The organism is Chlorogloea sp. CCALA 695 (assembly GCF_003003885.1).
GTDB lineage: Bacteria > Cyanobacteriota > Cyanobacteriia > Cyanobacteriales > Chroococcidiopsidaceae > Aliterella.
Window position 1 is genome coordinate 98,680 of the sequence record NZ_PVWN01000002.1, and the last position, 24,615, is coordinate 123,294.

The 24,615-nt window shown below is 40.8% G+C and carries 23 protein-coding genes; 14 read left to right on the top strand and 9 right to left on the bottom strand.

Annotation, left to right across the window (positions count from 1 at the left end; genetic code table 11):
• Nucleotides 1–15: 15 nt before the first annotated feature.
• The gene (locus C7B70_RS01875) at nt 16–507 is read right to left on the bottom strand and encodes a GNAT family N-acetyltransferase (protein ID WP_106367374.1); all 492 of its coding nucleotides are present in this window, start codon (nt 505–507) and stop codon (nt 16–18) included.
• 27 nt (nt 508–534) lie between these two features.
• On the opposite strand from C7B70_RS01875, the gene C7B70_RS01880 reads away from it, so the two are divergent.
• Genes C7B70_RS01880 through modB form a run of 3 tightly spaced genes read left to right on the top strand, consistent with a single transcriptional unit; the run spans nt 535 to nt 3,948 of the window.
• On the top strand, nt 535–1,302 hold the full coding sequence (locus C7B70_RS01880) for a class I SAM-dependent methyltransferase (protein WP_106367375.1): 768 nt from the start codon (nt 535–537) through the stop codon (nt 1,300–1,302).
• 40 nt (nt 1,303–1,342) lie between these two features.
• Nucleotides 1,343–2,161 (top strand): molybdate ABC transporter substrate-binding protein, encoded by an 819-nt coding sequence (gene modA, locus C7B70_RS01885; protein ID WP_106367489.1) that lies wholly within the window; start codon nt 1,343–1,345, stop codon nt 2,159–2,161.
• Complete coding sequence (modB, locus tag C7B70_RS01890) at nt 2,158–3,948, top strand: molybdate ABC transporter permease subunit (protein ID WP_106367376.1); 1,791 nt, start codon at nt 2,158–2,160, stop codon at nt 3,946–3,948. Before modA ends, modB begins: the two co-directional genes overlap by 4 nt.
• A 6-nt stretch (nt 3,949–3,954) precedes the next feature.
• On the opposite strand, the gene C7B70_RS01895 is transcribed toward modB, so the two are convergent.
• Nucleotides 3,955–4,824 (bottom strand): tetratricopeptide repeat protein, encoded by an 870-nt coding sequence (locus C7B70_RS01895; RefSeq protein ID WP_199191997.1) that lies wholly within the window; start codon nt 4,822–4,824, stop codon nt 3,955–3,957.
• A 36-nt stretch (nt 4,825–4,860) separates the two neighbouring features.
• On the opposite strand from C7B70_RS01895, the gene C7B70_RS01900 reads away from it, so the two are divergent.
• Nucleotides 4,861–6,273: an aspartate ammonia-lyase gene (locus C7B70_RS01900; RefSeq protein WP_106367377.1), complete on the top strand. Its 1,413-nt coding sequence runs from the start codon at nt 4,861–4,863 to the stop codon at nt 6,271–6,273.
• 124 nt (nt 6,274–6,397) lie between these two features.
• Here C7B70_RS01900 and C7B70_RS01905 read toward each other — a convergent pair whose 3' ends face one another.
• The 3 genes from C7B70_RS01905 to C7B70_RS01915 all read right to left on the bottom strand — a co-directional run bounded on the left by C7B70_RS01905 (nt 6,398) and on the right by C7B70_RS01915 (nt 11,187).
• Complete coding sequence (locus C7B70_RS01905) at nt 6,398–8,065, bottom strand: alpha-amylase family glycosyl hydrolase (RefSeq protein WP_106367378.1); 1,668 nt, start codon at nt 8,063–8,065, stop codon at nt 6,398–6,400.
• 246 nt (nt 8,066–8,311) lie between these two features.
• On the bottom strand, nt 8,312–8,899 hold the full coding sequence (locus C7B70_RS01910; RefSeq protein ID WP_106367379.1) for a Uma2 family endonuclease: 588 nt from the start codon (nt 8,897–8,899) through the stop codon (nt 8,312–8,314).
• A gap of 74 nt (nt 8,900–8,973) precedes the next feature.
• The gene (locus C7B70_RS01915) at nt 8,974–11,187 is read right to left on the bottom strand and encodes a transketolase (protein ID WP_106367380.1); all 2,214 of its coding nucleotides are present in this window, start codon (nt 11,185–11,187) and stop codon (nt 8,974–8,976) included.
• A gap of 202 nt (nt 11,188–11,389) precedes the next feature.
• On the opposite strand from C7B70_RS01915, the gene C7B70_RS01920 reads away from it, so the two are divergent.
• The 7 genes from C7B70_RS01920 (at nt 11,390) to C7B70_RS01950 (ending at nt 18,996) form a co-directional block, all read left to right on the top strand.
• Nucleotides 11,390–12,745, top strand: coding sequence for a cytochrome P450 (locus tag C7B70_RS01920; RefSeq protein WP_106367381.1), 1,356 nt, complete (start codon nt 11,390–11,392; stop codon nt 12,743–12,745).
• Nucleotides 12,746–12,830: 85 nt separating this feature from the next.
• On the top strand, nt 12,831–14,198 hold the full coding sequence (locus C7B70_RS01925) for a hypothetical protein (RefSeq protein ID WP_106367382.1): 1,368 nt from the start codon (nt 12,831–12,833) through the stop codon (nt 14,196–14,198).
• Nucleotides 14,199–14,699, top strand: coding sequence for a prepilin-type N-terminal cleavage/methylation domain-containing protein (locus C7B70_RS01930; RefSeq protein WP_106367383.1), 501 nt, complete (start codon nt 14,199–14,201; stop codon nt 14,697–14,699).
• Complete coding sequence (locus C7B70_RS01935) at nt 14,677–15,312, top strand: Tfp pilus assembly protein FimT/FimU (RefSeq protein WP_106367384.1); 636 nt, start codon at nt 14,677–14,679, stop codon at nt 15,310–15,312. Before C7B70_RS01930 ends, C7B70_RS01935 begins: the two co-directional genes overlap by 23 nt.
• 51 nt (nt 15,313–15,363) lie before the next feature.
• Entirely contained in the window at nt 15,364–16,395 is a 1,032-nt protein-coding gene (locus C7B70_RS01940) for a type II secretion system protein J (RefSeq protein ID WP_106367385.1), read from the top strand.
• An 81-nt stretch (nt 16,396–16,476) separates the two neighbouring features.
• Nucleotides 16,477–17,802: a diguanylate cyclase gene (locus C7B70_RS01945; RefSeq protein WP_106367386.1), complete on the top strand. Its 1,326-nt coding sequence runs from the start codon at nt 16,477–16,479 to the stop codon at nt 17,800–17,802.
• Nucleotides 17,803–17,805: 3 nt separating this feature from the next.
• Nucleotides 17,806–18,996: a glycosyltransferase gene (locus C7B70_RS01950; protein WP_106367387.1), complete on the top strand. Its 1,191-nt coding sequence runs from the start codon at nt 17,806–17,808 to the stop codon at nt 18,994–18,996.
• Here C7B70_RS01950 and C7B70_RS01955 read toward each other — a convergent pair.
• The 4 genes from C7B70_RS01955 to C7B70_RS01970 form a co-directional block, all read right to left on the bottom strand.
• Entirely contained in the window at nt 18,989–19,678 is a 690-nt protein-coding gene (locus C7B70_RS01955) for a carbonic anhydrase (RefSeq protein ID WP_106367388.1), read from the bottom strand. The two genes, C7B70_RS01950 and C7B70_RS01955, sit on opposite strands and share 8 nt — an antisense overlap.
• Nucleotides 19,679–19,687: 9 nt before the next feature.
• Nucleotides 19,688–20,824, bottom strand: a complete 1,137-nt coding sequence (locus C7B70_RS01960; protein WP_106367389.1) for a carbonate dehydratase — start codon at nt 20,822–20,824, stop codon at nt 19,688–19,690.
• A gap of 102 nt (nt 20,825–20,926) precedes the next feature.
• Complete coding sequence (gene ylqF, locus C7B70_RS01965) at nt 20,927–21,793, bottom strand: ribosome biogenesis GTPase YlqF (protein ID WP_106367390.1); 867 nt, start codon at nt 21,791–21,793, stop codon at nt 20,927–20,929.
• Nucleotides 21,794–21,872: 79 nt separating this feature from the next.
• Entirely contained in the window at nt 21,873–22,274 is a 402-nt protein-coding gene (locus C7B70_RS01970) for a universal stress protein (RefSeq protein WP_106367391.1), read from the bottom strand.
• 94 nt (nt 22,275–22,368) lie between these two features.
• Between C7B70_RS01970 and pgk the strand changes: the two genes are divergently transcribed.
• The 3 genes from pgk (at nt 22,369) to C7B70_RS01985 (ending at nt 24,615) form a co-directional block, all read left to right on the top strand.
• Entirely contained in the window at nt 22,369–23,571 is a 1,203-nt protein-coding gene (pgk, locus tag C7B70_RS01975) for a phosphoglycerate kinase (RefSeq protein WP_106367392.1), read from the top strand.
• Nucleotides 23,572–23,747: 176 nt separating this feature from the next.
• A complete protein-coding gene (locus C7B70_RS01980; protein ID WP_106367393.1) occupies nt 23,748–24,065 on the top strand; it encodes a hypothetical protein in 318 nt (105 codons plus the stop codon).
• A 52-nt stretch (nt 24,066–24,117) separates the two neighbouring features.
• Nucleotides 24,118–24,615, top strand: a complete 498-nt coding sequence (locus C7B70_RS01985; RefSeq protein WP_199191998.1) for a DUF4385 domain-containing protein — start codon at nt 24,118–24,120, stop codon at nt 24,613–24,615.

Here is a 24,615-nt window from a genome sequence, read left to right on the forward strand (position 1 = left end):
TTCTGTTAAGTTATTTTAAGTTATTTTACGACCCATGATTAATAAATCGCGCTCAATTGCGTCTAAATTGGCTACTTGAGGCAAATGTCCCCAAATTTGAAAGCCAAATAGCTCAAATAATTTTATGCTGGGCTGATTGTGGGCAAAAATGAAACCTAAAAGGGTGTTTAATCCTAAACTGGGACTAAGAGAAACCGCGCTCTCTAGCAGCTTGTACGCCACGCGCTGACGTTGATAGACTGGGGAAACATAAATACTAATTTCTGCCGTTGCTTGGTAGGCTGGTCGTCCGTAAAATGATTGAAAACTCAGCCATCCTAGAATAACTTTGTCTGTTTCCATTACTAAGATTGGGCGGCTAGTAGAAGAATGCTGATAAAACCACTCTAGGCGACTTTCCACCGATACGGGGTTTAAGTCCGCCGTTGCTAGACGACCAGGGATAGAAGAATTATAGATAGTAACGATCGCCCTTAAATCGGCTTCTACCGCATTTCTGATATACATAAATTAGATGTGTACCCATAGAACAACATGAATAGTAATGTTCAACAATGGAATGCCGACTTATACGATACTAAGCATAAATTTGTCTCTTCACTGGCTACAGAAACCGTTGAATTATTATCGCCAAAAGTAGGAGAGCGCATCCTAGATATTGGTTGCGGTACAGGACATCTGACTCAGCACATTGCTAGTTGTGGTGCGGAAGTTTTAGGGGTTGATAGTGCGGAAACGATGATTTGGCAAGCACGTCAAAATTACCCTAATTTACAATTTGCAGTTATGGACGCAATAAACCTAGAATTTACAGGAGAATTTGACGCAGTTTTTTCTAATGCTGTGCTGCACTGGATTAAGCAACCAGAAAAAGTTATTGCAGGGGTTTGGAAGTCGCTTAAACCTGGGGGGCGTTTTGTGGCAGAATTTGGCGGAAAGGGAAATATTAATTCTATTCAAACTGCACTAGAACGAGCAATTTGTCAAGAAAGTTCTGCTTTTGAGAAAGTGTCAAATCCTAACTATTTTCCCAGTATTGCGGAGTATAGCAGTTTATTAGAAAAACAGGGTTTTGAGTTGACTTTTGCGACATTATTTGATCGGCTAACTCCTTTAAATGGAGAAAGCGGAATGGTTAATTGGCTGAAAATGTTTAGAAATAGTGTATTAGCTGCTTTTTCTGAAGATACGCAAGCTAGAATTTTGGCTAATGTAGAAGAACAGTTGCGTCCAACATTATATAAAAATATTACTTGGTTTGCCGATTATCGCCGCTTGCGTATAGTTGCAATTAAAAATTGATGTTTGTTGCAAAAATTGGCGTTCTGAATTTAGGTATAAAATGATTTTACGCGGTCGAAAAACCTTTGTAGAAACGTTGCATTGCAACGTTTCTACACTAATTAAATTAGGCGCGATCGCCTTACTATTTATCTTTCTAATAAGCTGCACTCCAAAGCAATCAAGCTCTTTAACTGTATCGGCGGCGGCTAGTTTGCGAAATGTGCTAGAAGAAGTAAAACAAGAGTATGCTAAATCTCAGCCAGACGTAAAAATTAACTACAATTTCGGTGCTTCTGGAGCTTTACAGCAACAAATTGAGCAAGGCGCAGATGTAGATATATTTGTTTCTGCTGCTGCTAAACAAATGGATGCTTTGGAAAGTAAAAAATTACTAATTACTGACACTCGAAAAAATATTTTAGGCAATCAAATTGTATTGATTGTCCCGAAGAATGCCGAGGAGATTTCTAGCTTTGCAGATTTAAAGGGCGATCGCATTACTAAAATTGCTCTAGGCGAACCTAAAAGCGTACCTGCGGGAAAATATGCTCAAGAAGTTTTAAGTTATTTTAAAATACTTGAAACTACTAAATCGAAGTTTGTTTTTGCTAAAGATGTTCGTCAAGTCTTAAGTTATGTAGAAACAGAAAATGTTGACGCAGGCTTTGTTTATATTACTGATGCTAAACAGTCAAGTTTAGTAAAAATTGTTGCAATCGCTCCCGTAAAATCTCATTCTCCCGTAATTTATCCTGTTGCAGTTATCCAAAGCAGTAAAAATGTTGCTCAAGCTAGAATTTTTACAGGTTTTTTGTTGAGTAGGGAGGCTAATAATATTTATAGAAAATATGGATTTAACAAACCATCCATCCAATGAATCTAGACTTATCTCCCCTTTTGATATCTTTTAAAACTACTTTTATAGCTACAGTAATTACATTTTTTTTAGGGATTGCGGCGGCGCAGTGGATATTTAACTATCGCGGCAAAGGTAAAAATTTAATCGATGGTTTACTTACGCTTCCGCTCGTTTTACCTCCTACAGTAGTAGGCTTTTTCTTATTATTAATACTCGGCAAGAATGGTTTAGGGCAACTATTGCAACCCTTGGGAATTACAGTAATTTTTACTTGGTATGCAACTGTAATTGCAGCTATTGTAGTTGCTTTCCCGCTAATGTATAAAACGGCATTAGGCACATTTAAACAAATAGATACAAACTTGCTTGCAGCAGCGCGGACTTTAGGCGCATCCGAGTGGCGAGTATTTTGGCAAGTAACTTTACCTCTAAGCAAGTCAGGAATTATCGCCGGAACAATTTTAACTTTTGCTCGTGCTTTGGGCGAATTTGGGGCAACTTTGATGCTGGCGGGGAATATTCCCGGCGAAACTCAAACTATCCCTATTGCGATATTTTTTGCCGCCGAAGGTGGAGAAATAGATAGCGCTTTGCTATGGATAGTAGTAATTGTGGCAATTTCTCTAATAGCGACGCTTGGATTAAATTATTGGTCAGATTTGCCAGAGATAATTAAAACTTCTCCCCACTATCAAGAGAGAAATTATTTAACTCCTCAGATTCTTAGTTTTAAAAGAAGTGAAAATAATTTGCTTGTAGATATCCAAAAATCTTTGCCTAATTATACTTTGATAACTAGCTTTACTGCTGACAATTATCCCCTGGGATTATTAGGGGCTTCAGGCGCGGGTAAAAGTATGATTTTGCGCTGTATCGCTGGGTTAGAAAAGCCTAATAAGGGGTGCATTGTACTTAATGGACGAGTGCTATTTGACGAGCAAAAACAAATTAACTTACCTGTACGCGATCGCCATATTGGTTTTGTCTTTCAAAATTATGCCTTGTTTCCCCACCTAAATGTTGCTCAAAACATTGCTTTTGGGCTACAAAACTTATCCCCTCTAGAACGAAATCGGCGCGTAAACGAACTAATAACCCTAATGCACCTGCAAGGACTACAAACACGCCATCCCAAGAACTTATCGGGGGGACAGCAGCAACGAGTAGCCTTAGCGAGGGCTTTGGCAATGCAACCAGAGGTACTTTTATTAGACGAGCCATTTTCAGCTTTAGATACTCACCTCCGCAGCCAACTAGAAAAACAGCTAATAGCGATTGTGAATAACTACCAAGGTGTAACGCTATTTGTTACCCATAATTTAGAAGAAGTTTATCGAGTTTGTAAAAATCTTTTGGTACTCTCTGAAGGCAAAACGGCGGCGTATGAGAGTAAAGAAAGCATTTTCGAGCATCCCCGTACCTTTACCACCGCTCAAATTACCGGATGTAAAAACTTTTCTCGCGCTCAGGTTATTTCACCTCAAAAAGTTCGAGCAATAGATTGGGATTGTACTTTGTACGTAACCAAGGCTATTTCTAATCCACTACATATAGGCATTCGCGCCCATCAACTAATTTTTACAGATACCCCAACTGTAAACACCTTTCCTTGCTGGGTTGTCCAAACGAGCGAAACGCCCCACCGCATGACAATTTATCTTAAACTACACAATTCGCCCACTCAACTTAACGATTATCATCTGCAAGCAGAAGTTTTTAAAGAAAAGTGGGCTGTGTTAAAAGATCGTCCTTTTCCTTGGCTTGTATACTTAGATCCCGTGCGGCTATTTTTGATGGAAAGCTAGATTTGCTTAAGTTTCTAGCTGTTGTTGGGCTTGAATTGCGATCGCTTTATTATGGCTAATGTTCGCTTCTTCTTTGCGCCCTATCTGTTCTAAAGCTAATCCTCGGTTGTACCATCCCCAATAATCGTTGGGGTTTAACTCTAATACTCGATCGAAAGCCGCGATCGCATCATTGTAGCGGTTCATTTTTCCCAAAGATAACGCCAAGTTGTACCAAGTGCGATCGCATTCTGGCTGAATTTTTAAAGCTTTGTGAAAACTAGCTACAGCGTTTTCATGCTTTCCCCAATCGCTTAAAATTAAACCCCGGTGATACCAAGCTAAAAAGCCATCAGGTTTAAACTCAATCGAGCGATCAAAACTATTTAAAGCTTCTTCGTAACGCTGCAAATTTTTTAAGGCTGTACCTCGGTTGTACCATGCCCAATAAGCGTTTGGTTGTAATTGCAAAGCTCGATCAAAACTAGCAACAGCTTTTTCAAACATACCGCACTCACTCCAAGTAATGCCGCGATTGTGCCACACTGTAGGACTATCAGGATTAAATTCTAAAGCTCGCTCAAAGCTATTAATTGCCTCAATATAGCGCCCCAACTTACCTAGGGCGATACCGCGATTGTGCCACAGGCAGAAAGCATCGGGGCAAATTGTCAATGCTCTATCAAAACTTGCGATCGCATCCTTGTGTTTTCCTAAACTACCCAAAGCAAAACCTCGTTGCGACAACGCCTCGCTATAATCGGGTTTATATCTCAAGGCGCGAGTAAAACTAGCGATCGCTGCTTCGTACTTTTCTGCCTTGACTTGGTGTAATCCTTTGTGAAACAGAAATTCTGCTTCTAAGCTGGGTTTTAACATCATAATATTTGGCATCATACCTAAGACTGATATTACCTTTAAAGTTCCCAAAAAATGATGAAGATCAATCAACAAATTATTGAGTTTCGTGTCGAACGCGATTCGATGGGCGAACGACAAATTCCTAGTAGTGCTTACTACGGCATCCAAACCTTACGAGCAATAGAGAATTTCCCAATTAGTGGAATTAAACCTTTACCTACTTATATCGATGCCTGCGTAACGATCAAAAAAGCCACAGCCCTTGTAAATGGTGAGCTTGGCTGTATACCTCAACCTATTGCTGAGGCGATTGTCCAGGCGGCGGAGGAGATACTTAGAGGGGATCTGCGCGATCAATTTGTAGTAGATATTTATCAAGCTGGGGCGGGTACTTCTCACCACATGAATGTAAACGAAGTATTGAGTAATCGCGCCTTGGAGATTTTAGGGGATGAAAAGGGCAATTATCAAAGAGTTAGCCCCAACGATCATGTCAATTACGGACAGTCTACTAATGATGTAATTCCTACAGCGATTAGGATTGGTGGATTGTTGGCACTAAGGCGCACTTTATACCCAGCTTTAGATAAAGTAATCGCATCTCTGCATATTAAAGCTGAAGAATTTATTGATATAGTCAAATCGGGTCGAACTCACTTACAAGACGCGGTTCCCGTAAGACTAGGCGAAAGTTTCCGGGCGTGGGCGCAAATCCTTACTGAACACAAAACCCGCTTAGAATTGGCACAAACAGATTTAACCCGGTTAGGATTGGGAGGCAGTGCGGCAGGTACGGGCTTAAATACTCATCCTGATTATAAAACGCGCGTCGCTGAAGTGTTATCGGAACTACTTAATCAACCACTGCAAAGCGCACCTCACATGATGGCTGCAATGCAAAGTATGGCTCCTTTTGTCAATGTTTCGGGGGCAATTCGCAACTTAGCTCAAGATTTGGTTAAAATTTCCCACGATTTGCGCTTAATGGATTCTGGCCCAAAAACAGGGTTAAAAGAAATTCAATTGCCACCCGTACAGCCAGGATCTTCAATTATGCCAGGGAAATATAACCCCGTAATGGCAGAAATGACAGCAATGGTATGTTTTCAGGTGATGGGGTACGATAATGCGGTTTCTTTAGCGGCCCAAGCAGGACAATTAGAATTAAATGTCATGATGCCTCTAATTGCTTACGATTTAATCCACTCGATTGAGATTTTGGGTAATACCATTGCGGCGCTGACAGATAGTTGTATTGTCGGAATTACTGCTAATGGCGATCGCTGTCGAAGTTACGCCGAAGGTAGTCTTGCTTTAGTTACCGCTTTAAACCCTCACATTGGCTATCTAAACGCCGCCGCCGTAGCTAAAGAATCACTGGAAACAGGTAAATCTTTGCGGCAAATTGTTAAAGAGCGCAATTTGATGACAGAGGAAGAATTAGCCCAAGTGTTGAATTTAGAACAAATGAGCGCCATGTTGTAAATTGTTACTTTAAAAGCTTGATCCCCCTTGAAAAAGGGGGGAAAATAAAAGAGCTATTTTTAAGCAGGTTGGGGGATCTGGGCGTAAGTCTTGATAGTAAAGCTTTAACTATGCCAAGCTCTAGTTAGTTGCTTACAAATATCTTTGCTGTATAGGCTGGTAAGTCTACTGTTAAGCCTTCATTACTAATTTTGACTTCTGACGATTCTAACCATTCGCGCCATTCCCCCGTCGGAAAATTAGGAACTATGTGTGTATCAAAAGTGCGATCGCCTAAATTAATAATTACAACTACTTCATGTGCCGAATCATCCCAACGCCTGTAAGCAAAAACTCTCGATTCTGGGTTTTCGTGGAAAAATTCAATGTTGTCGCTTTGCAAGGCTTTACCTTCTTTGCGTAAGGTAATTAATTGCTGGTAGTAAGCAAATAAATCTTTATTTTCCTCTCTTTCTAACAACGGCCAAGCAATTTTTTTTGGTTGAGTTACAGTTTCACTTTTGCGCTTGTGTTCGCCAAACTCCTCTCCCATCCACAACATCGGTACGCCAACAGCCGTCATTAGCAATACTGCGCCTAATTTAGCTCTTGTAAAAGCTGCCCGATCAAAAATACCGCGATCGCCTAATTCCCTCATGGTACGCTGGCGATCGTGGGTAGCTAAATAATTGACTACATTTATAGCGGTTGCATAACCTTGTAGTCTAGGATCTAAAACTTGCTTGAGATTATCTAATTCAAAAGTTTCGCCGCAAATATGAGGCATGATAAAGTAACGAAAACTCTCATGCCAACAAGCATCTAAAGGGCCTTTAGGAGCCGTAATGGTACTGGTATCAGGGATATTTTCGGCAATGTTGTAAAAGGGCTTATCGGCGGTATTTTTCTTTGATTGATGAGCTACCCATTCGAGAAATTCATTGTTAGCTAATTGGCGCACCGCATCAAAGCGAATCCCATCAATATGATATTCCTGCACCCAAAAGCGTACTATATCCCCTACATACTTCCAAGCTGGTTTAACATCTAGCTTTTCGTCGTAGTTGTCGTAATTAAATTCTGGCCCCCAATGATTTGCTGGATCTTCGGGGTAGTGCATATGCTCGTAGTACCAGTAATTTCGGTCTATCTGCATTAAAGGACATTCTTCGTCAGTATGGTTATAAATACCATCCATAATTACGCGAATACCTCTACCATGACATTCATCAATAAATTGCTTTAATTCTTCAGTAGTTCCATAGCTAGACTCTGTAGCAAAGAAGTGACGAACTTTATAACCCCAACTATAATCGCCGGGATACTCATTGACGGGCATTAATTCAATTGCATTTATACCTAAGTCGCGCAAATAGTCTAATTTAGAAATCGCATCTGTATATTTTCCTTGGCGATCGCTATCTACTTCACCGCCTGTAAAATCTGCTATATGCAGTTCGTAAATAACTAATTCTTTATTTTCTGGCAATGGTGTATCGTCGTGTTGCCAAACGTAGGTATCGATTATGCGATCGCCACCTTTGATCCTAACTAAAGCATATTTCTTTTCGTCATCCACATCTGTAGCGTAAGGATCGATAACATCTATCCAGCTATCGGCTTCAAACTGCGGACTTTTTGTTTGAATCCGAAACTTATATTGATAGACTCCATCCGCCAAATCTACTTTAGTGCGAAAGTAGCCATCTTCGCCTTTTTCCATTGGTACGTCTTCCCAGTTAGAAAAAGAGCCAATTAAAGCCGCTTGCTGATTGCGTGGCGCAAATAAATTAAACTCTATAGAACTTGCCATCGATTTTCCTTTGTCTGTTACGGAAAGAAAATTTTAGTAATTACTACTAACGCCCAATTAAATTTACAAGCAAAACCAAGTTATTGCTTCTTTCCTAAGAAACATCCATAAGTTTAAGAGGGAATATTTTAATTATTCATGCTAATAAATAATACTACAAAACGGACTTATTTTAGAATTAATAGCTATAAGGAAAGTAAATTTAGTCAATAAAATTCGTATTTTTTAGTAAAAGACTCAAGCTTACTATTGTGTGATACCAGCCATAAACTGTGTCATTGCTTCAAGTCGTGAAGGTATCAATACGCAACGCGCTAGTAAGTCTATGTCTAATTCGGGCAAAAGTTCGCTACGCGAGATAGTTTCATAATTATCGTCACGTAATCGGTATAAAGAAAGTTGATTATTTTCCCAAAACCAAACTTCAGAAATATTAAAACGTTTATATTTCTCTAGTTTTTTTGAACTACCACTACTTATAACTACTTCAAGTGCTAAGTCTAGATGTTCCTTCTTTTCATGCAAATAATAGGATTCATCGGGTTCAAAAGAAGCACTTTTAACTTCCGATGCACGAGTGGCGCTACCTACAGGAATGAACTCAATTTTCAGGTATAAAAAGTAAGCTTCTAATAAAATAGCGATCGCTTTTTTAATGAGTTCGTGCTGTTCGCTAATTGTCATAAATTCTATACAACCATCAAGGTAAGATATCCGCAACCCTGGCACTTCTGACATTAAGTCTTCAATAGCCTTAAATTGCTGCCAATTGCGATCGCCTGGTAAAACAAAATACTGTTCTTTAGCAACTTTTTCGACAATTTTTGTACTCATAATTAAACTTTGCTTTAGCAATTAAATAAACCCTACCTATACTTTTTTATAGGTAGGGGCATAATATATTCAGTCTAACCAAGCAATTCCATCGCGCGTTCAACTAAGTTTTCCGCCGTTAAACCATTAAACGCCATCAGCTCGGCGGGACTTGCGGTAGTTTCTCCCCGCTTCCAAGCAAAGGTATCGCGCTTTGAGTTGCTGCGTAACATAATTGGTTCTAGCATTCCACTTGCACCAGCAGTTACGCCAATCAGGGCATCACAGCCAAATAACTCCTCAAATCCTGCATCGCTTAAAAAGTCTCCATCTGGTTCGCTGCAACTATCCCAAGCTAAATCAGTAGGACGATAGAGACGACGAGGATTGACAACTGAGACAATGCGTACACCTATTTCTTGCGCTTCTAAATAAGTCGCTGCTTCAAAAACTGGCATAAGTACCATATCGCCAATTACAGCAAATACTACAGTTTTAGTGCCTTTTACGTCTTGTAGTGCGATCGCGCCCTTGGTTAAAGCTTGTCTACTTTGCTCAAAAGTAGTCCGAATCGGTAAAGGTGACTTACTAGCAGTAATTACAATCCCTTTATTTTTAGTAGATAGCGCCCACTCGTAGCAAGTTTGAATACTATTCGCATCTGGGGGAAATACAGGAAAAACGTTGCCATTTCGCATCATAGCGGCGAAATAAGCCTCAATTTCTGGGCGTTGGTGCGTCCAACCGTTACGCCCTTGCTCTAAAGCCCCCGCAGTGAATAAAGTAACAATTGATGGTGTTGGACGGCGCAATTCTGCCATCGCTTGAGTTACAGTCTGCATAATGGGCAAACCATTGATTGCAAAAGATTCGTAAGAACACCACAAAGTCCGGCTACCCATCAAACATAAGCCCACCGCTAAACCCGCACAAGCATCTTCACTTAAAGGCTCATAAACTTGCCCTGTAGGGTTTTGATTGTACAAATCGTCGGTAGTGGGATGGACAATTTTTAAAGCTTGGTTAATGTTGGCAATACCTGACGCTTCATTACCATCAGCGTTAGCAACAATAAAATTGCGATCGCTTTTCCCCACCATCCCCACAATTTTACCCATTGCAGTTGTAGCTACTTTTGGCTCACCACCTACAGAGTATTCTTCTAAACCCAGTTCACCCAATTCTGATAATTCATAAACCGATTCTGTAACCGATGTGCGCCCCGCCGAGCCACCCCCAGAACGTTCAAAGTTGTTGCGCACCAATTCCCACGCCGCCGGGGTTAAAGCACGGGTTTTTAGGGCATTGATAATGTCTGCATTATCGAGAGTGTGCATGGCATAGAGGTTATGAGATTTTGCCCCTTTAGCGTGGACTCCCGCGCCCTTTAGCTGCTTAATAATCATTACCGTTAATTTGCCCCCTAAAGCCAATTTAGCGGCGCTATCGGCGGCTACAAGTACCGCTTTGGTGAATTCTAAACGATGCTCGAAAGAGAAAGCCGTACTATCAACATAATCTCCTGGTTGATTTTTGTCGTCAAAGTCTTTGGCATTAACTAAAATTACTTCTTCAAAGCCGTTACCTTGCCAATAAGCAATCATCTCTGCATTCGATTTCGTCGAAACCATGCTGTGATGTTCTTGGCTAAAACCGTTCCAGACTAAAACAGGCAAAAAGTTAGTAACATCAGGGTAAGCGGTGTGGAAGTGCGCCATCGAACTTACAATATAAGGCTCCCCTAAGCCACCATCGCCGACAGTAAAGGGAAATAGCTTATCTCTATGCAGTTTAGCCGCAGACATGGCAAAGTGTTGTCCTTGTCCTAACGGGCCTGCGGGGGCGAGAATGCCGGGGATAAGTCCCGACAAGTGACCTAAAAGCCCGTGTTTTTCGCGGTATCTGTCGCGCAATTGTTGGACGTTGACAATTCCCATGTCTTCTAGAGATTTATCTAAAAACATCGCGCTGTAAAAACCGGGGGCGTGATGTCCGACTTCAGTAATAATATTTTTATGCCCTAGCATAACTAAAGCCGCGTAAGCCTCCGCTTGACTTGCAAAGCCTCCTGGATGTCCTGATGCTTTGCTGGCTGTAACTTGCAATGTTAGATAACGCAAGGCATCTGCTGCAAGTAAGGTTTGAAATACAGCATCGGGGGATTTTGGATCGGTAATGGCTGTTTGATTAGGAGCGATCGCACATTCTTTGCCATAAGTCTCAAATTCTGGCAATTCTTCGCCAAAATACTGAATTCCTTGACAAAAATCTGGAATTGACACTTTTATTTCTTGGGTCGATGCCGTCATGTCTACTTTCCTTTTAGTTAATTATTTAACGTTTATTCTACAGTTGTGCTGTTGCTCAGATACTTTACTTTTGCTTATTAGTTCAATTAGTCCCGCACTCGGCGAATAATGTATTGATTATTTCTATCAGCTTTTAAAATTAGCTAGTAATTTTTGATAGCAAAACTTATAAGATCGTTTAGTCTCAAATTTTCAAACATTTATGCAAGTAATTAATGGCCCTAGTTCACCACAATTTATCCAATTGCTAGAAGCTGTCGCACGTCCTACCCAGCGTTTAGATGCCTATGCTAAAGAATACGGCGATGTTTTCGTTTCTAAGTTAAGTGGCTTTCGTCCTTTTGTCCTTTTTAGCCATCCCCAAGCAATTCAACAAATACTTACCGCCGATCCTAATCTATTTGATTCTGGAATAGCAAATCAAATCTTACATCCTTTAGTAGGTGATTATTCGTTACTACTATTAGATGGAAGTAGCCATCAACGCCAACGCAAATTGCTTACGCCGCCTTTTCATGGCGATCGCATGAAATCTTACGGAACGCTAATTTGTGAAATTACAGAACAAGTTATGAATCAGCAACCAATTGGTGAAATATTCTCTGTGCGATCGGCTACTCAAGAAATATCTTTAAAAATAATTTTAAGAGCCGTATTTGGCTTAGATGAAACGGAGCGATTTCAACAACTTAGAAAGCTTTTGAGTTCAATTTTAGATGCGGTAGGTTCGCCCCTAAGTTCTACTTTGTTATTTGTCCCTGCACTACAAAAAGATTTAGGTGCTTGGAGTCCTTGGGGTAAATTTGTCCGCCAAAGAAGAGCAATAAATCGGTTAATTTATGATGAAATTGAAACCCGTAAAACTGATAATAATATTTTTGGCGAAGACATTTTAAGCTTAATGATGTCTGCAAAAGATGAAAATGGGCAATCAATGACAGATGTAGAACTACGCGATGAATTAATGACTTTGTTATTTGCAGGACATGAAACTACAGCCTCAGCTTTAGCTTGGGCTTTTTACTGGATTCATAAGTTACCAAACGTCAAGTCAAAGTTATTAGCAGAACTAACTACTATTGGTACTAATTTCGATCCTAATGTAGTTGTTAAACTGCCTTATTTAACGGCGGTTTGTCAAGAAACTTTGCGAATTTATCCCATAGCAATGTTTACCTTCTCGCGCATTTTAAAAGCACCCATGCAAATCATGGGTTATGACTTTGCTGAGGGGACACAATTAACACCTTGTATATATTTAACCCATCACCGAGAGGATATTTATCCCGAACCAAAACAGTTTAGACCAGAACGTTTTTTAGAGCGTCAATTCTCACCTTACGAGTTTTTACCTTTTGGTGGTAGCAATCGGCGTTGTATTGGTATGGCGTTTGCAATGTTTGAAATGAAACTTGTACTAGCAAAAGTTTTATCGCAATGGCAAATGAATTTAGCTGAAACTAAGCTAGTGCAGCCTATACGTCGCGGTATTACTTTAGCGCCATCGGGAGCCATAAAAATGAGGCTAATCGCTAATAACCATGTTAACCTTGATTGATTTAAGTACAAAATCTTTGCGTCAATCGCCTAAAACCAGCGTAATTACTGAGATTTAGAGCGATCGCCTTTCTCAACACAACTATATGAATAGTTTAAAACTAGCTTTTAAAAACTCTTTTAGCGATCGCGGTTTTGTTCTCCCGATTGCTTTAGCAATGGGAACTGTGATGATTTTAGTAGGAGTAGCAGCCGTTGCTAGATCCCAACAAACTCTCCTTAATGCGATCGCCCGCAAGCAAACTGCTGGTGGGGGAAGTTTAACGGTAGCGGAAGGAGGTATAGCTAGAACTTTGGCTCAACTTACTAAAGCTAATAATAGTGTACTACTAACAAGAAATTATGATTCTATAAATCCCAAAACTAATAAAACTTATCTCGGAGTCGATGGGATTTTAAATAATGGTGACGAAGAAAATACTTTAGTAGATGAGTGGGCAAATGCAAGCAGTGTTGCCTCCTGCGGTGCGACTCCAGAAACTCCTGATGCTACCTACAATGGCATCATTGGTAATGGCAACTCTTATACGCTCAAAGCCTATCGTTATAACAATACTAATGGTACTGGCACTTTATTAATAGAGGGCAAACGAAAAACCTCAGTTTCACTGATTAAAGTAATCGTAACCGTTGACTCAATTGCTGGCGATTTTCCTGGTGTTGTTGCCTTTGAAAAAATGGAACTGAGAGGGCGGGATGTGACTGGCAGCAATGGCAATGTCTACTACGATCCTGCCTTTTCTACTAATACTAGCTTGATAGCATCTGCTGCTCCCGGCGATGCTAATAGACCGGATTATTTAAACGCCATTATATCTGGTAACGATGATTATCCTAATGATGGTGATAGTGTCGATAATATAGAGGGAAAAATAGTTGCGTGCAAAATAAATCCTACTTTTCCTTACATTTTTCAAGGCACAAATTACTTAGGCAATCTTAACTATAATTTGAAACTTTTTGGCTCAAAAAACGGGATTAGCTACTATCAAGCAATAAAGATACAGCTTAAAGAAAATAAAACTGTAGAGGTTGATACCACTGCTGGAGCAGTTTATATCTACGTTAACGGCTCTATAAGAATTGAGAAAAATTCACTGATCCGCAATGTCCGCACTGATGGCATACCACCAAGAGTAGGTGATTTGAGGATTATCATTTCTACTAACGATAAAACAGAGATTAAAGATACTGCTTGTATTCAAAATGCTTTTTTCTATGCTCCCCAAGGCGAATTGCAGCTAGAGGGTTCTGGCAATGGTTGCCCAAGTAATCTTAATTCAAATATTGATGGAGTTGTGTGGGCAAAAGAAATTATTAATAATTCAGATAGCGATCTTGGTATAGCTGTACCTGATGATATATCTAGTCTGTCAGATGTTGCCAATAGTACAGGTCTCCCTGGAAGTAAAAAGTTTGGTAGTGTAAAAACTTGGCAGCGACAACAACAATAAATGCTGCCATCAAAAAAGTCATATCAAAAAGGTTTTACGCTCATTGAAGTATTAGTTTCAATGCTAATAATAGTCATGTTTCTGGGAATTGCCATGCACTTAATGGTAATAGCATCTATTTTTAAAGCCCGTGCCGAACAATACGATCGCGCAGTAGTTTGGATTCAAGAAGACTTAGAACAGACGATTTTTATTGCCCAAGGATACGAGCATGATGCTACCCCCTACTCGCTAAAATGCAATGCTACCGTAGCAAGTTCTGGGCTGGCGGCGGGCTTGCTTGAAGATCCTCACGGCATCGGTGGTACGCCGAAAAACTTTGGTACAAAAAGCATTGGTGGTACAACTTTTACAATGACACGTACCGCAGATTATACCAATTCTTTCGATCCGTTTAAATTGCTGACTCTAAATTATACTGTTGCGCCAGCCAATGGTGGCGCAGCGATCGTAACTATTAGTACAGAGGTAATAGCCAATGCCGTTTTTAAATGCCCGTAAAAAAACTTTAGGTTTTACCTTAATTGAACTTTTAGTAATTATTTTAATTGGGGGAATTTTAAGTGCGATCGCTATTCCTAGTTTTATTGGTCTTGTCGATAAAGCAAATCTAAACAATGCCGTTACTGAAGTAAGATCGGCCTTGCAAACAGGACAAAGAGAGGCTATTCGGAGAAGTCAAGTTTGTACTATTGGTTTAAGTATCGCAGAGCGCAAAGTCACAGGTTATTGCTTAAGTGGCGATCGCAATTTGCCTGAGCGGGTAGCGTTGGCAACTAATATAAGTAAAAAGCCTAGCTCCCTTGACAAAACTGTTGAAATCAACTTTGGTATTTTGGGAACAGCCGAATTTATCCTCGAAGACTTGGACGAACCAGACGATATTAAATCTTCAAAAGTAGAAACAAAATACTTGGAGATGAGTTGGCAATCTCCCCAGCCAACAAAAGATCCTAGTGGCAAAATTGTTTTTTCCATAGCCAATAATTCTTCTCTAACTAAAAAATGTATTGCTATATCTAATACCCTAGGATTAACCAGAATAGGTAATTACACAGGCAAAATTAAGAAAAATTATAAACTTACTAAAGAAGGTATTTGTACTGCCTCTTAGAAAAATAATTATTTTTTCTTTAAATTCAAATTAACTTAGGTCATTAACTAGATGCAAAATAAACTATTTAAGTTATTAAAAAAAGTAGCCAACTGGCAAAAACGCGATCGGGGCTTTACCTTAATCGAATTATTAGTAGCCATGACAATTAGCACAATTATTATTGGCATTGCTGGCTTTGGTATAGTAACGATTTTGACTATGAATAATAGAGCAGAAGCCAGCATTGAGAGACAAGTTGACCTCAACCGTGCCTTTGATTTTTTGACTAATGAAATCCGCATGGCACAAAAAATCAATTCTACAGCTACTACTGTTGCTGATGGCACAACAGTCACCGTTAATGATGTAGTGGCAAGTTCTGGGCTGAACCTTGCCGATCTAGGCAATTATGGCAATATGGTTTTATATTTAGAAATACCCACGGGCGATCCTCCGGGGGTTTGTCCTGCTGGTAGCCCAAATGCAGGGTTAGCGCCGCCTGCGCCTAGCAACTATGATCGCGTTGTCTACGATATTCGTGCCAATACTGGGGTATGGCTAGACCCCCAAGCAATCCACCGCTACGGACGTATCCCTAACAATAAAGGCACTATAGACCCTTGTAGCAACCCTGTAGCTGAGGATATTTTTGTTGATGCTATTTCTGATATTGATATCAACCCTACCAATTGCACTCCACCCGCCGTACTTTCTGGTAGTGGCGGCTTTTATGCTTGTACCGAAGGGCTAAAAATTGACCTTTATTTGCGTGGTAGAGGCAACAATGCAACGGCTTACAATATTGCCAGCAAAGCTGTTTCTAGGCTTAGTAGTACAACTAATATTGCCTTGACTCTATCGGGGACGCGATCTAACACCGATACCTTCAACTTAGCTTGGACGTGGACGGGTGCTAGTGGAGCAACTTTTAAGCTGGTGCAACGTGTAAATGGGGTTGACACAGAAATATATAACGGCGCTGATTTAAATGCCTCTAGCACTCTCTCTGGTAATCCTAATGACTCCAACTGTTATACAGTTACAGCAATAGTTAACTCAAATCCCCAAGTTGACAGCAATCAAGTGTGCGAACCTAAATAATTAGTTTGGTAAAAATACGGAGTTAGATAACTTTAAAAAAAGGGAACACTAGATACTAAGCCTATCCTGCCTTAGCTACCCATGACGCTGCCATCCTTGCACAAATTATCGGTAAAAACCCGCTTGGCGATCGCAATGGGCGCAATGTTTGTACCTTTAGTTGTGCTAGCAGGCGGCGCACTTTTTTATTTTGAAAGGGGTATCAATGCTTTTGAAAAAACAGAAAATCAATATTTAGAAGTGTTGTTTCCCGTCGCTAATCTAGAATCGTTAATTCTTGAAAATTCTTCTCCTGTTAAAGATTACATGACTAACGGCGATTATGCGGCTCAAACTCGCTTTCTTCGTAGCAGTCAAAAAATAGAGCGAACCTTTGCATTACTCCTTGCTGTACCTTCTAATCTTCCCGAAAAAAAAATACTGATCCAAGCTAGCCAGAAACAATGGCAGCAAGCTTTAGTCGTTGGTAAGACAGTTTTTGCCTATCATCATCCCGCCACTAACCCGCGCGCTGTACAAGCCGCCGAAGGCTTCTACAAGCGTAATTCTCAAGCTGTTAGTAGCCTTGACCAGCTATACAAAATTTTCACTCATATCCAAAGCGCTGAAAACTTAAATCAAGCCGGGAATGTTAAAAGAAAAGTGAGAGCGATTGTTGTAGTAGCGTTTCTGTTAGGCACAGCAGTAGCAGTTGTAACTAGCACCATTGTAATTCGCTCAATTGTCCAGCCATTGAGCGTCCTAGAAAAAGGGGTAGCCCACCTAGGAAATGGTGATTTTTCTCATCGCATTAACCTCACAAACCAAGATGAATTAGGGCAATTAGCCGTAGCCTTTAATCTCATGATTGGAAAGTTAGAACAAAGTCAAACCGAACTCAAAAATTTAGCAACTCTAGATGAGCTAACAGGAGTATACAATCGCCGCGAGTTCAACTTACAGCTAAAAAATGAGTTAGAACGCTCCGGGCGTTACGACCATTGCTTTACTTTGCTGCTATTAGATATCGACTTCTTTAAAAAACTAAATGATACCTACGGTCATCAAGCGGGAGACTTGGCTTTGCGGAGTATTGCTGCCTTGCTCAAGCAAGAGTTTCGAGACTTAGATCGGGTATCCCGTTACGGAGGAGAAGAATTTATAGTGATTTTACCAGAAACATCAAGCGCTACTGCTTACTCGGTCGCAGAACGCATCCGCCAACTAATTTCTACCTATGCTTTATCTATTGATGAAAACCAGACGGTTAACGTAACCATTAGTGGGGGACTGGCAACTTTTCCAGAAGATGGGGTTGAGGCAAAATCTTTAATTCATTGTGCAGACCAGGCTCTCTACGCAGCTAAATACTCCGGTCGAAATAAAATTATTGTTTATGATAGCTTAACCGTTAAAAAAATATCTTAAACGATGAAACTTAGCCTGTGCGCGATCGCTCTTAATGAAGAAGCTGCTTTACCTCAATGCTTAAGTAGTGTAATAGGGGTTGTAGATGAGATAGTTGTGCTAGACACGGGTTCAAGCGATCGCACTAAAGAAATTGCTCAAAGTTTCGGCGCTAAAGTCTATGACTATAAATGGTGTAATGACTTTTCTGCTGCCCGAAATGAGGCGCTAAAGTACGTTAAAGGTGATTGGGTATTGGTATTAGATGCCGATGAACTGTTATTACCAGAAATTGTCCCTAGTTTGAAACAAGCAATAGAAAACGAAGCATATTTACTGATTAATTTACTGCGTTTTGAAGTTGGGGCGGCAAGTTCTCCTTATTCTTTAGTTTCCCGTTTGTTTCTTCGTCATCCTAATATCTATTTTTCTCGTCCTTATCACGCTTTGGTAGACGATAGCGTAACTCTAATTTTAGAACGAGAACCCCATTGGAAAATCGGCAATTTACCAGGAGTTGCGATTAATCACGCTGGTTATCAAAAAAATGCGATCGTCTCTTTAAACAAGTTTAATAAAGCTAGAACAGCAATGGAAGGCTTTTTAGCCGCTCATCCTCAAGATCCCTACGTTTGTAGTAAGTTGGGTGCTTTGTATATTGAACAGGATCTATTACCTGAAGGTATGGAATTATTAGAACGCGGTTTACAAGCAAAAGATGTAAGTTCTGATATCGAATACGAACTTCACTATCATTTAGGAATTGCGTGTAACCGCCGTAAACAAGCACAAAAAGCGCAGTTTCATTATGAAAGTGCGATCGCGTCTTCTGTCTATCCAATGCTCAAACTAGGCGCTTACAACAATTTGGGGGCTTTAAAACGAGCCACTGGAGACTTAATTGCTGCAAAAACTGCTTTCCAAACGGCGATAGAAATCGATCCTAATTTTGCCACTGGCTACTACAACTTAGGATTGACACTTAAAGCAATGGGAAACTTTACCGCAGCCGTAGCAGCTTACAATAGAGCGATCGCACTTAATCCGATTTACGCCGAAGCTTATCAAAATTTGGGCGTTGTCTTACTAAAAGCAGGTTTAGTAACCGATAGTTTAGCCGCCTTTAATAGAGCGATTGCTTTGCACGAGAGCCAAAACCCCGTTGCGGCGCAACAGTTACGCCAAGGCTTGCAAGACATGGGTTTAATTAAATAATCGTGACTTCCCCTGTATCCAAATCGTACCGCCCACCGACAATTTGTAGTTTGCCTTGGGTAACTAAATCTGTCAACAGTTTTGACTTGTTTAATACTTCTAGTTGATACTGGACGTTGGCAATTACTGCGTTGTTAATGCGATCGCCCTCCAGATCCTTGACTCTAGCTAATGCAGGCTTGATATCTTCTACAAAAGTGCCGATTTCGCCATCTTCTATCGTACCTTCAACGGCGGCGGTTACGGCTCCACACCTTTCATGACCTAAAATGACAATTAGTTGAGAGCCTAAGATTTTTGTAGAATACTCCAAACTGCCCATAACTCTACGACTAACAACGTTTCCGGCAATTCTGACGACAAATAAATCGCCTAAACCAGCATCAAAAATCATTTCCGCCGGAACCCGCGAATCAGCGCAGCAAAGAATTGAAGCAAAAGGATGTTGCTCTGTAGCAATTTCTGCTAAACGTAACCGCGATTGATGGGGATTTCGCCGCTTGTCTTGAACAAACCTGCTATTGCCTTCTACAAGCTCTTGGAGCGCCAAAGTAGGACTAATGTTTGAAGTAGATTCTTGAGCTAAGGCGGCGCTCCCTAGCAATAATGGACTGCTAAGAGCCACTATGCCTGCCATCTTGATAAAATCTCGACGACCAATATACCCATTAGTCCGACTCATAGTTTTACCTTAACGACGTACTCGTTGCAGTTTATCAGCTTGAGCTTGAGTAGTAATTAGGGCATTATCGGGAACAGAAACGCGATCGCGCAAAGTTACCCCTACGACTATCGCACCAGTACCAATAGTTACATTATTTCCGACAATAGATTTGAACAACACCGCATCGTCACCAATAGTTAAGTTATTGCCAACTTCCAAAGGGCCGTGAAAAACAATATTATCGTCAGTATTGAGATTATTACCAATTTTGATATTTGTCCCTTTGAGAGCGTGGAATGTTACGCGATCTTCAATTTCAGCATTGTTACCAATAATAATTGGCGCACCTTCATCGGCGCGGATTGAAGTCCGTTCACCAACTACGCTATTAGCTCCTAACCGCACATCGCCTACAATTCGAGCAAATTCTTCTAAGCGAACATTTTGACCTACTGTTGGTGCTACGGGTTTAGTATTCCAAGAAGTTTTTGGTGCAGCACTTACACCTGTTACCCCATCGTAGCCTTTTTCTTGATATAGCTCGTTGTAATGCTCGGCAAATTCTTCGTTAACTTCTAATACTTCATTTTGAAACTCGGAGTTGGCTTCGGCTTTGGGTTGTAAAGCATTAGCTTGAGCTTGAGTTGTAATTTTAGCGCCGATTGGCACAATGCGATCTTTGGGAATTCTTACGCCTGTAATTGTAGCGCCGTGTAATACAAACACGCCATCCTCAAGGGTGCTATTAATAATGCGCGCTCTAAAACCAATAAAATTGAAGTTGCCTAACTTAGAATTTTTGATTACGGCTTGGTGAGCAATACTAACTTTGTTTTGGGTGCTGCTTGATTTTGCTCCGCAATTAGCCGCCGGAGCGGGAGCCTTACGCGTTGCTATAAAGTGAATATTGTCTTGCAAGTTAGTTTCATTACCGATACAAATTCTAGTGCCAGGTTCAGCGCTTAGAATAGTATTTGAGGCAACAAAGCTTTTTTCACCGACCGCAACATCCCCAAATAGTTCTACTAGCGGACTGACGAAGCTGGAACTTGCTGCAACCAATTTGGGAACGTTGCCAGACTGAGCGAGTACGTCTACTCCTATAACCATAGCCCATGTGGACAGTCCAATAACAGCGATCGCTAACTGACGAAATTTGAACATAAAATATGTTTTTGAGTCATAGAGTATTGCCCATGAAGATACAACACATTTGGCGGCAATTATTTGAAGAATTCTATCTATTAACTCAAATTTGGCAAACTTTTAGGCTTCCGGTCGAACTTCAAGAGCGATCGCGCCTAATGCCCCTTTACGAAAATCTGTCAACATCTGTCTGGCGGTGCGTTCTATATCTCCTTGGTGGCGTTTTTGCGCCAAGGCAATTAAGTAATCTTCCGCCGTCATAGCTACAGCATCTAAGTCGTACCGAGTCCCTAAAGGATTGTTTGGCAACAAACCTGGAGAATCAATCGCTAATTTTTGCAGTAACTCAATTAAAACCGTTGCTACTCGTTGATTGTCGTAGGAAGCATCGCCAATATCATCGCAAATAGCTAATTTATTCGCATTTAGTTGATTATTTAGCTTACTAGGAATAATCCCCGGAGCATCTAATAGTTCTAGTTGGTCAGAAATCCTTACCCAGCGCAACTGACGAGTAACCCCCGCCCGCGCCGCACTTTCTACAACTCGCCGATTTAATAAGCGGTTAATTAAAGCCGATTTGCCCACGTTAGGAAACCCAATTACTACCGCCCGGACAGGACGGGGCAACATTCCGCGTTGTTGTCGCCTTTCGTTAAGTTCGATTCCTGCTTTTTGGGCGGCTTTGGCGATCGCAGTTATCCCTTTCCCGGCTTGCGCGTCGGTAAAATAAGGTTCTTCGCCTTGCTCTCTAAACCATCGCATCCACGCTTGTTGAGCAGAAGGCAAAATCATATCTACGCGATTGAGAATTAATAACCGCTCCTTGTTACCTATCCATTCTTGGACTTGGGGATGATGGGTTGCTAAAGGGATTCTAGTGTCTCGTACCTCTAAAACTACATCGACAAGTTTTAGCTGTTCTTTGAGGGCTTTTTCCGCCTTGGCGATGTGACCTGGATACCATTGGATAGCGGGAGTTTTCATGATTTTTATTATCTAGAAATGTAGAGACGTTACATTGCAACGTCTCTACAAGGATTTGCGCGATCGCTCGTGCCTTTTATCATGGCACTACCAGCACAGGACAAGGAGAAAGGTTAATTACTCGATTTGTAACGCTTTCAGAAGCGCCATCTTCGGTTAATCCTAGACCGCGACAGCCCATCACAATTAAGTCTGCCCCAATTTCATCGGCGACATCACAAATTGTAAAAGCTGGTTTGCCCTCTCTTTCTAAAACTTCCGCCTGTATACCTTGCTGACTAAATAAAGCTTGGGCTTTTTGCAATAACTGAGCTACGGCTTCGGGGGAAGTCATAATTTGTTCTGATTCATCACTGGGGGATTCTACGACCGATAGCAATACTAAGCGGCTACTGCAAAGCTGGACAACGTTTACAACAACTTGGGCTGCTTCTTGAGCTTCTCGGCTGCGATCGATGGGAAATAAAACAGTCTTAAACATCAATAGATACCTACGATACCTTGCTCCGGTAAAATGTGGACGGTGCTAAACCTTTGAATCCAAAAAATACAACCACCGTTAGGAGATTAACCCTGTGTCCAAAAAAACTTTAGCAAATTTGTCATCTTCTGATTTATCTGGCAAACGCGCTCTTGTCCGAGTAGATTTTAATGTGCCTTTAGATGACCAAGGCAACATTACTGATGATACCCGGATTCGGGCAGCCCTACCCACCATTCAAGACTTAATGCAGAAAGGCGCTAAAACAATTTTAGCCAGCCACTTCGGTCGTCCCAAAGGTATTGATGATAAATTGCGCTTGACTCCTGTAGCTAAACGTTTGTCAGAATTACTCGGTCAAGAAGTGATTAAATGCAATGACTGTATTGGTGAGGAAGTTACAACCAAGGTGGGCGCAATGCAAAATGGTCAAGTGCTATTGCTAGAAAATGTCCGCTTCTATCCTGAAGAAGAAAAAAACGATCCCGAATTTGCTAAACAATTAGCTGCTAATGCTGATGTGTATGTAAATGACGCTTTTGGGACAGCACACCGCGCCCATGCTTCCACTGAAGGCGTAACTCACTACCTTAGTCCTTCGGTTGCTGGTTATTTAATCGAAAAAGAGTTGAAATACTTGCAAAACGCGATTGAAAATCCTCAGCGTCCTTTGGCGGCAATTATTGGCGGCTCTAAAGTTTCTAGTAAAATTGGCGTAATTGAAACTTTGATCGATAAGTGTGACAAATTGCTCCTAGGTGGAGGGATGATTTTTACGTTTTACAAGGCGCGGGGAATTAGTGTCGGTAAGTCTTTAGTAGAAGAAGATAAGCTAGAACTTGCTAAATCATTGGAAGCTAAGGCAAAAGAGCGCGGTGTGGCGTTATTATTGCCTACTGATGTAGTTGTCGCTGATAAGTTTGCTGCTGATGCTAATGCTCAAACAGTTAGTATTGACAACATTCCTGATGATGGCATGGGTTTAGATATTGGCCCCGACTCAATTAAAACTTTTCAAGAGGCTTTAGCAGATTGCAAGAGCGTGATTTGGAATGGCCCAATGGGTGTATTTGAGTTTGATAAGTTTGCCAAAGGGACAGAAGCGATCGCTTATTCTTTAGCTGAACTTACCAAAACGGGCGCTGCTACTATTATTGGTGGTGGTGATTCAGTAGCGGCGGTAGAAAAAGTAGGTCTTGCTGACCAAATGAGCCATATTTCTACTGGTGGTGGTGCTAGTTTGGAGCTATTAGAAGGTAAAGAACTTCCGGGAATTGCCGCTTTAGATGATGCTTAAGGGCGAATAATTAGCAGTTGTAGCGCGGCGATGCCTTAACTACAACTGCTTAACAATTGAATGTACCTTTGGATAGTAGGCATGGGTAACATTTGTTGCGTAGTTTGAATTTAGTAACTGGGATACATTGCCTATTGGCACTGTAGCCTTACACGTCAAAAAATAAGGAGCGTTTTATGCAACAAGTTTTAGCTACTTTTTTGCGGAAAGTATTGGTAATTTTGTTAGTTAGTTTTATTAGTCTCTCTAGCTTTGCTGTTAGCAGTCAGCCAAGTTTTGCCGCAACTTCAACTATGCAGGAAATGGACAGTGAGCAATCGGTAAGCGATCGCGAACAAGCTTATGAAGAACAAATAAAAGCTGAGAAAAACCTAGATAAAGTCTTTGAAGAAAACGTGAAGGAATACAGAAAAGAAAATCCTGAAGAAGGCATTATCGAAAAAACTATAGAGGGTGTAGAAAAAGTAGCTGATAAAGTTACTGGTAAAAAATAGTTCTTAACACTTTTATCTGGAGACGTTGCCTAAACGTCTCTAATTTTTATAAATGATACCTTTTGATTATTCCCTAGATTTTAAAACTATTGATTTTCGCGCTCGCCCGGATCTTTATCGAGTCGGTAAAGGCGAACAGGGCGTACTTTTAGTAGAACCTTATAAATCTGAAATTCTCCCTTACTGGCGATTTAAAAATCCCGAAATTGCCCAGCAATCAAGTGAAAAAATCTATGAGATGTTTTTAGAATATCTTGACAAAGATGACTTTGTGGGGGCAGATATGGCGCGTAAATTTATCCAAATGGGTTATACGCGATCGCGCAGGTATGCAAATCATAAAAGCGGTAGAAAATATAAGCAAAATCCCCAGAAAGAACTAACAAAAGCCGCCGTAATGGCAGCAAGACAAGAGATTTTACCCAATGAAGTAGATCCAATTAAAGCCGAATCGGCGGCAATATTTAAACTAAAGTGGACAGAGGCAAAAACTAATCCTAAATACCTCCAGTTACTTGCTAAACATAAGCAAATGTACGAAAAAGAGTAA

Coding starts and splice junctions, on each gene's coding strand:
- C7B70_RS01985 (WP_199191998.1), top strand. CDS start 24,118: ATGATACCTTTTGATTATTCCCTAGATTTTAAAACTATTGATTTTCGC.
- C7B70_RS01945 (WP_106367386.1), top strand. CDS start 16,477: ATGACGCTGCCATCCTTGCACAAATTATCGGTAAAAACCCGCTTGGCG.
- modB (WP_106367376.1), top strand. CDS start 2,158: ATGAATCTAGACTTATCTCCCCTTTTGATATCTTTTAAAACTACTTTT.
- C7B70_RS01940 (WP_106367385.1), top strand. CDS start 15,364: ATGCAAAATAAACTATTTAAGTTATTAAAAAAAGTAGCCAACTGGCAA.
- C7B70_RS01950 (WP_106367387.1), top strand. CDS start 17,806: ATGAAACTTAGCCTGTGCGCGATCGCTCTTAATGAAGAAGCTGCTTTA.
- C7B70_RS01880 (WP_106367375.1), top strand. CDS start 535: ATGAATAGTAATGTTCAACAATGGAATGCCGACTTATACGATACTAAG.
- ylqF (WP_106367390.1), bottom strand. CDS start 21,793: ATGAAAACTCCCGCTATCCAATGGTATCCAGGTCACATCGCCAAGGCG.
- C7B70_RS01970 (WP_106367391.1), bottom strand. CDS start 22,274: ATGTTTAAGACTGTTTTATTTCCCATCGATCGCAGCCGAGAAGCTCAA.
- C7B70_RS01905 (WP_106367378.1), bottom strand. CDS start 8,065: ATGGCAAGTTCTATAGAGTTTAATTTATTTGCGCCACGCAATCAGCAA.
- C7B70_RS01875 (WP_106367374.1), bottom strand. CDS start 507: ATGTATATCAGAAATGCGGTAGAAGCCGATTTAAGGGCGATCGTTACT.
- C7B70_RS01915 (WP_106367380.1), bottom strand. CDS start 11,187: ATGACGGCATCGACCCAAGAAATAAAAGTGTCAATTCCAGATTTTTGT.
- C7B70_RS01910 (WP_106367379.1), bottom strand. CDS start 8,899: ATGAGTACAAAAATTGTCGAAAAAGTTGCTAAAGAACAGTATTTTGTT.
- C7B70_RS01925 (WP_106367382.1), top strand. CDS start 12,831: ATGAATAGTTTAAAACTAGCTTTTAAAAACTCTTTTAGCGATCGCGGT.
- C7B70_RS01980 (WP_106367393.1), top strand. CDS start 23,748: ATGCAACAAGTTTTAGCTACTTTTTTGCGGAAAGTATTGGTAATTTTG.
- modA (WP_106367489.1), top strand. CDS start 1,343: ATGATTTTACGCGGTCGAAAAACCTTTGTAGAAACGTTGCATTGCAAC.
- C7B70_RS01960 (WP_106367389.1), bottom strand. CDS start 20,824: ATGTTCAAATTTCGTCAGTTAGCGATCGCTGTTATTGGACTGTCCACA.
- C7B70_RS01895 (WP_199191997.1), bottom strand. CDS start 4,824: ATGATGCCAAATATTATGATGTTAAAACCCAGCTTAGAAGCAGAATTT.
- C7B70_RS01900 (WP_106367377.1), top strand. CDS start 4,861: ATGATGAAGATCAATCAACAAATTATTGAGTTTCGTGTCGAACGCGAT.
- C7B70_RS01920 (WP_106367381.1), top strand. CDS start 11,390: ATGCAAGTAATTAATGGCCCTAGTTCACCACAATTTATCCAATTGCTA.
- C7B70_RS01935 (WP_106367384.1), top strand. CDS start 14,677: ATGCCGTTTTTAAATGCCCGTAAAAAAACTTTAGGTTTTACCTTAATT.
- C7B70_RS01955 (WP_106367388.1), bottom strand. CDS start 19,678: ATGAGTCGGACTAATGGGTATATTGGTCGTCGAGATTTTATCAAGATG.
- C7B70_RS01930 (WP_106367383.1), top strand. CDS start 14,199: ATGCTGCCATCAAAAAAGTCATATCAAAAAGGTTTTACGCTCATTGAA.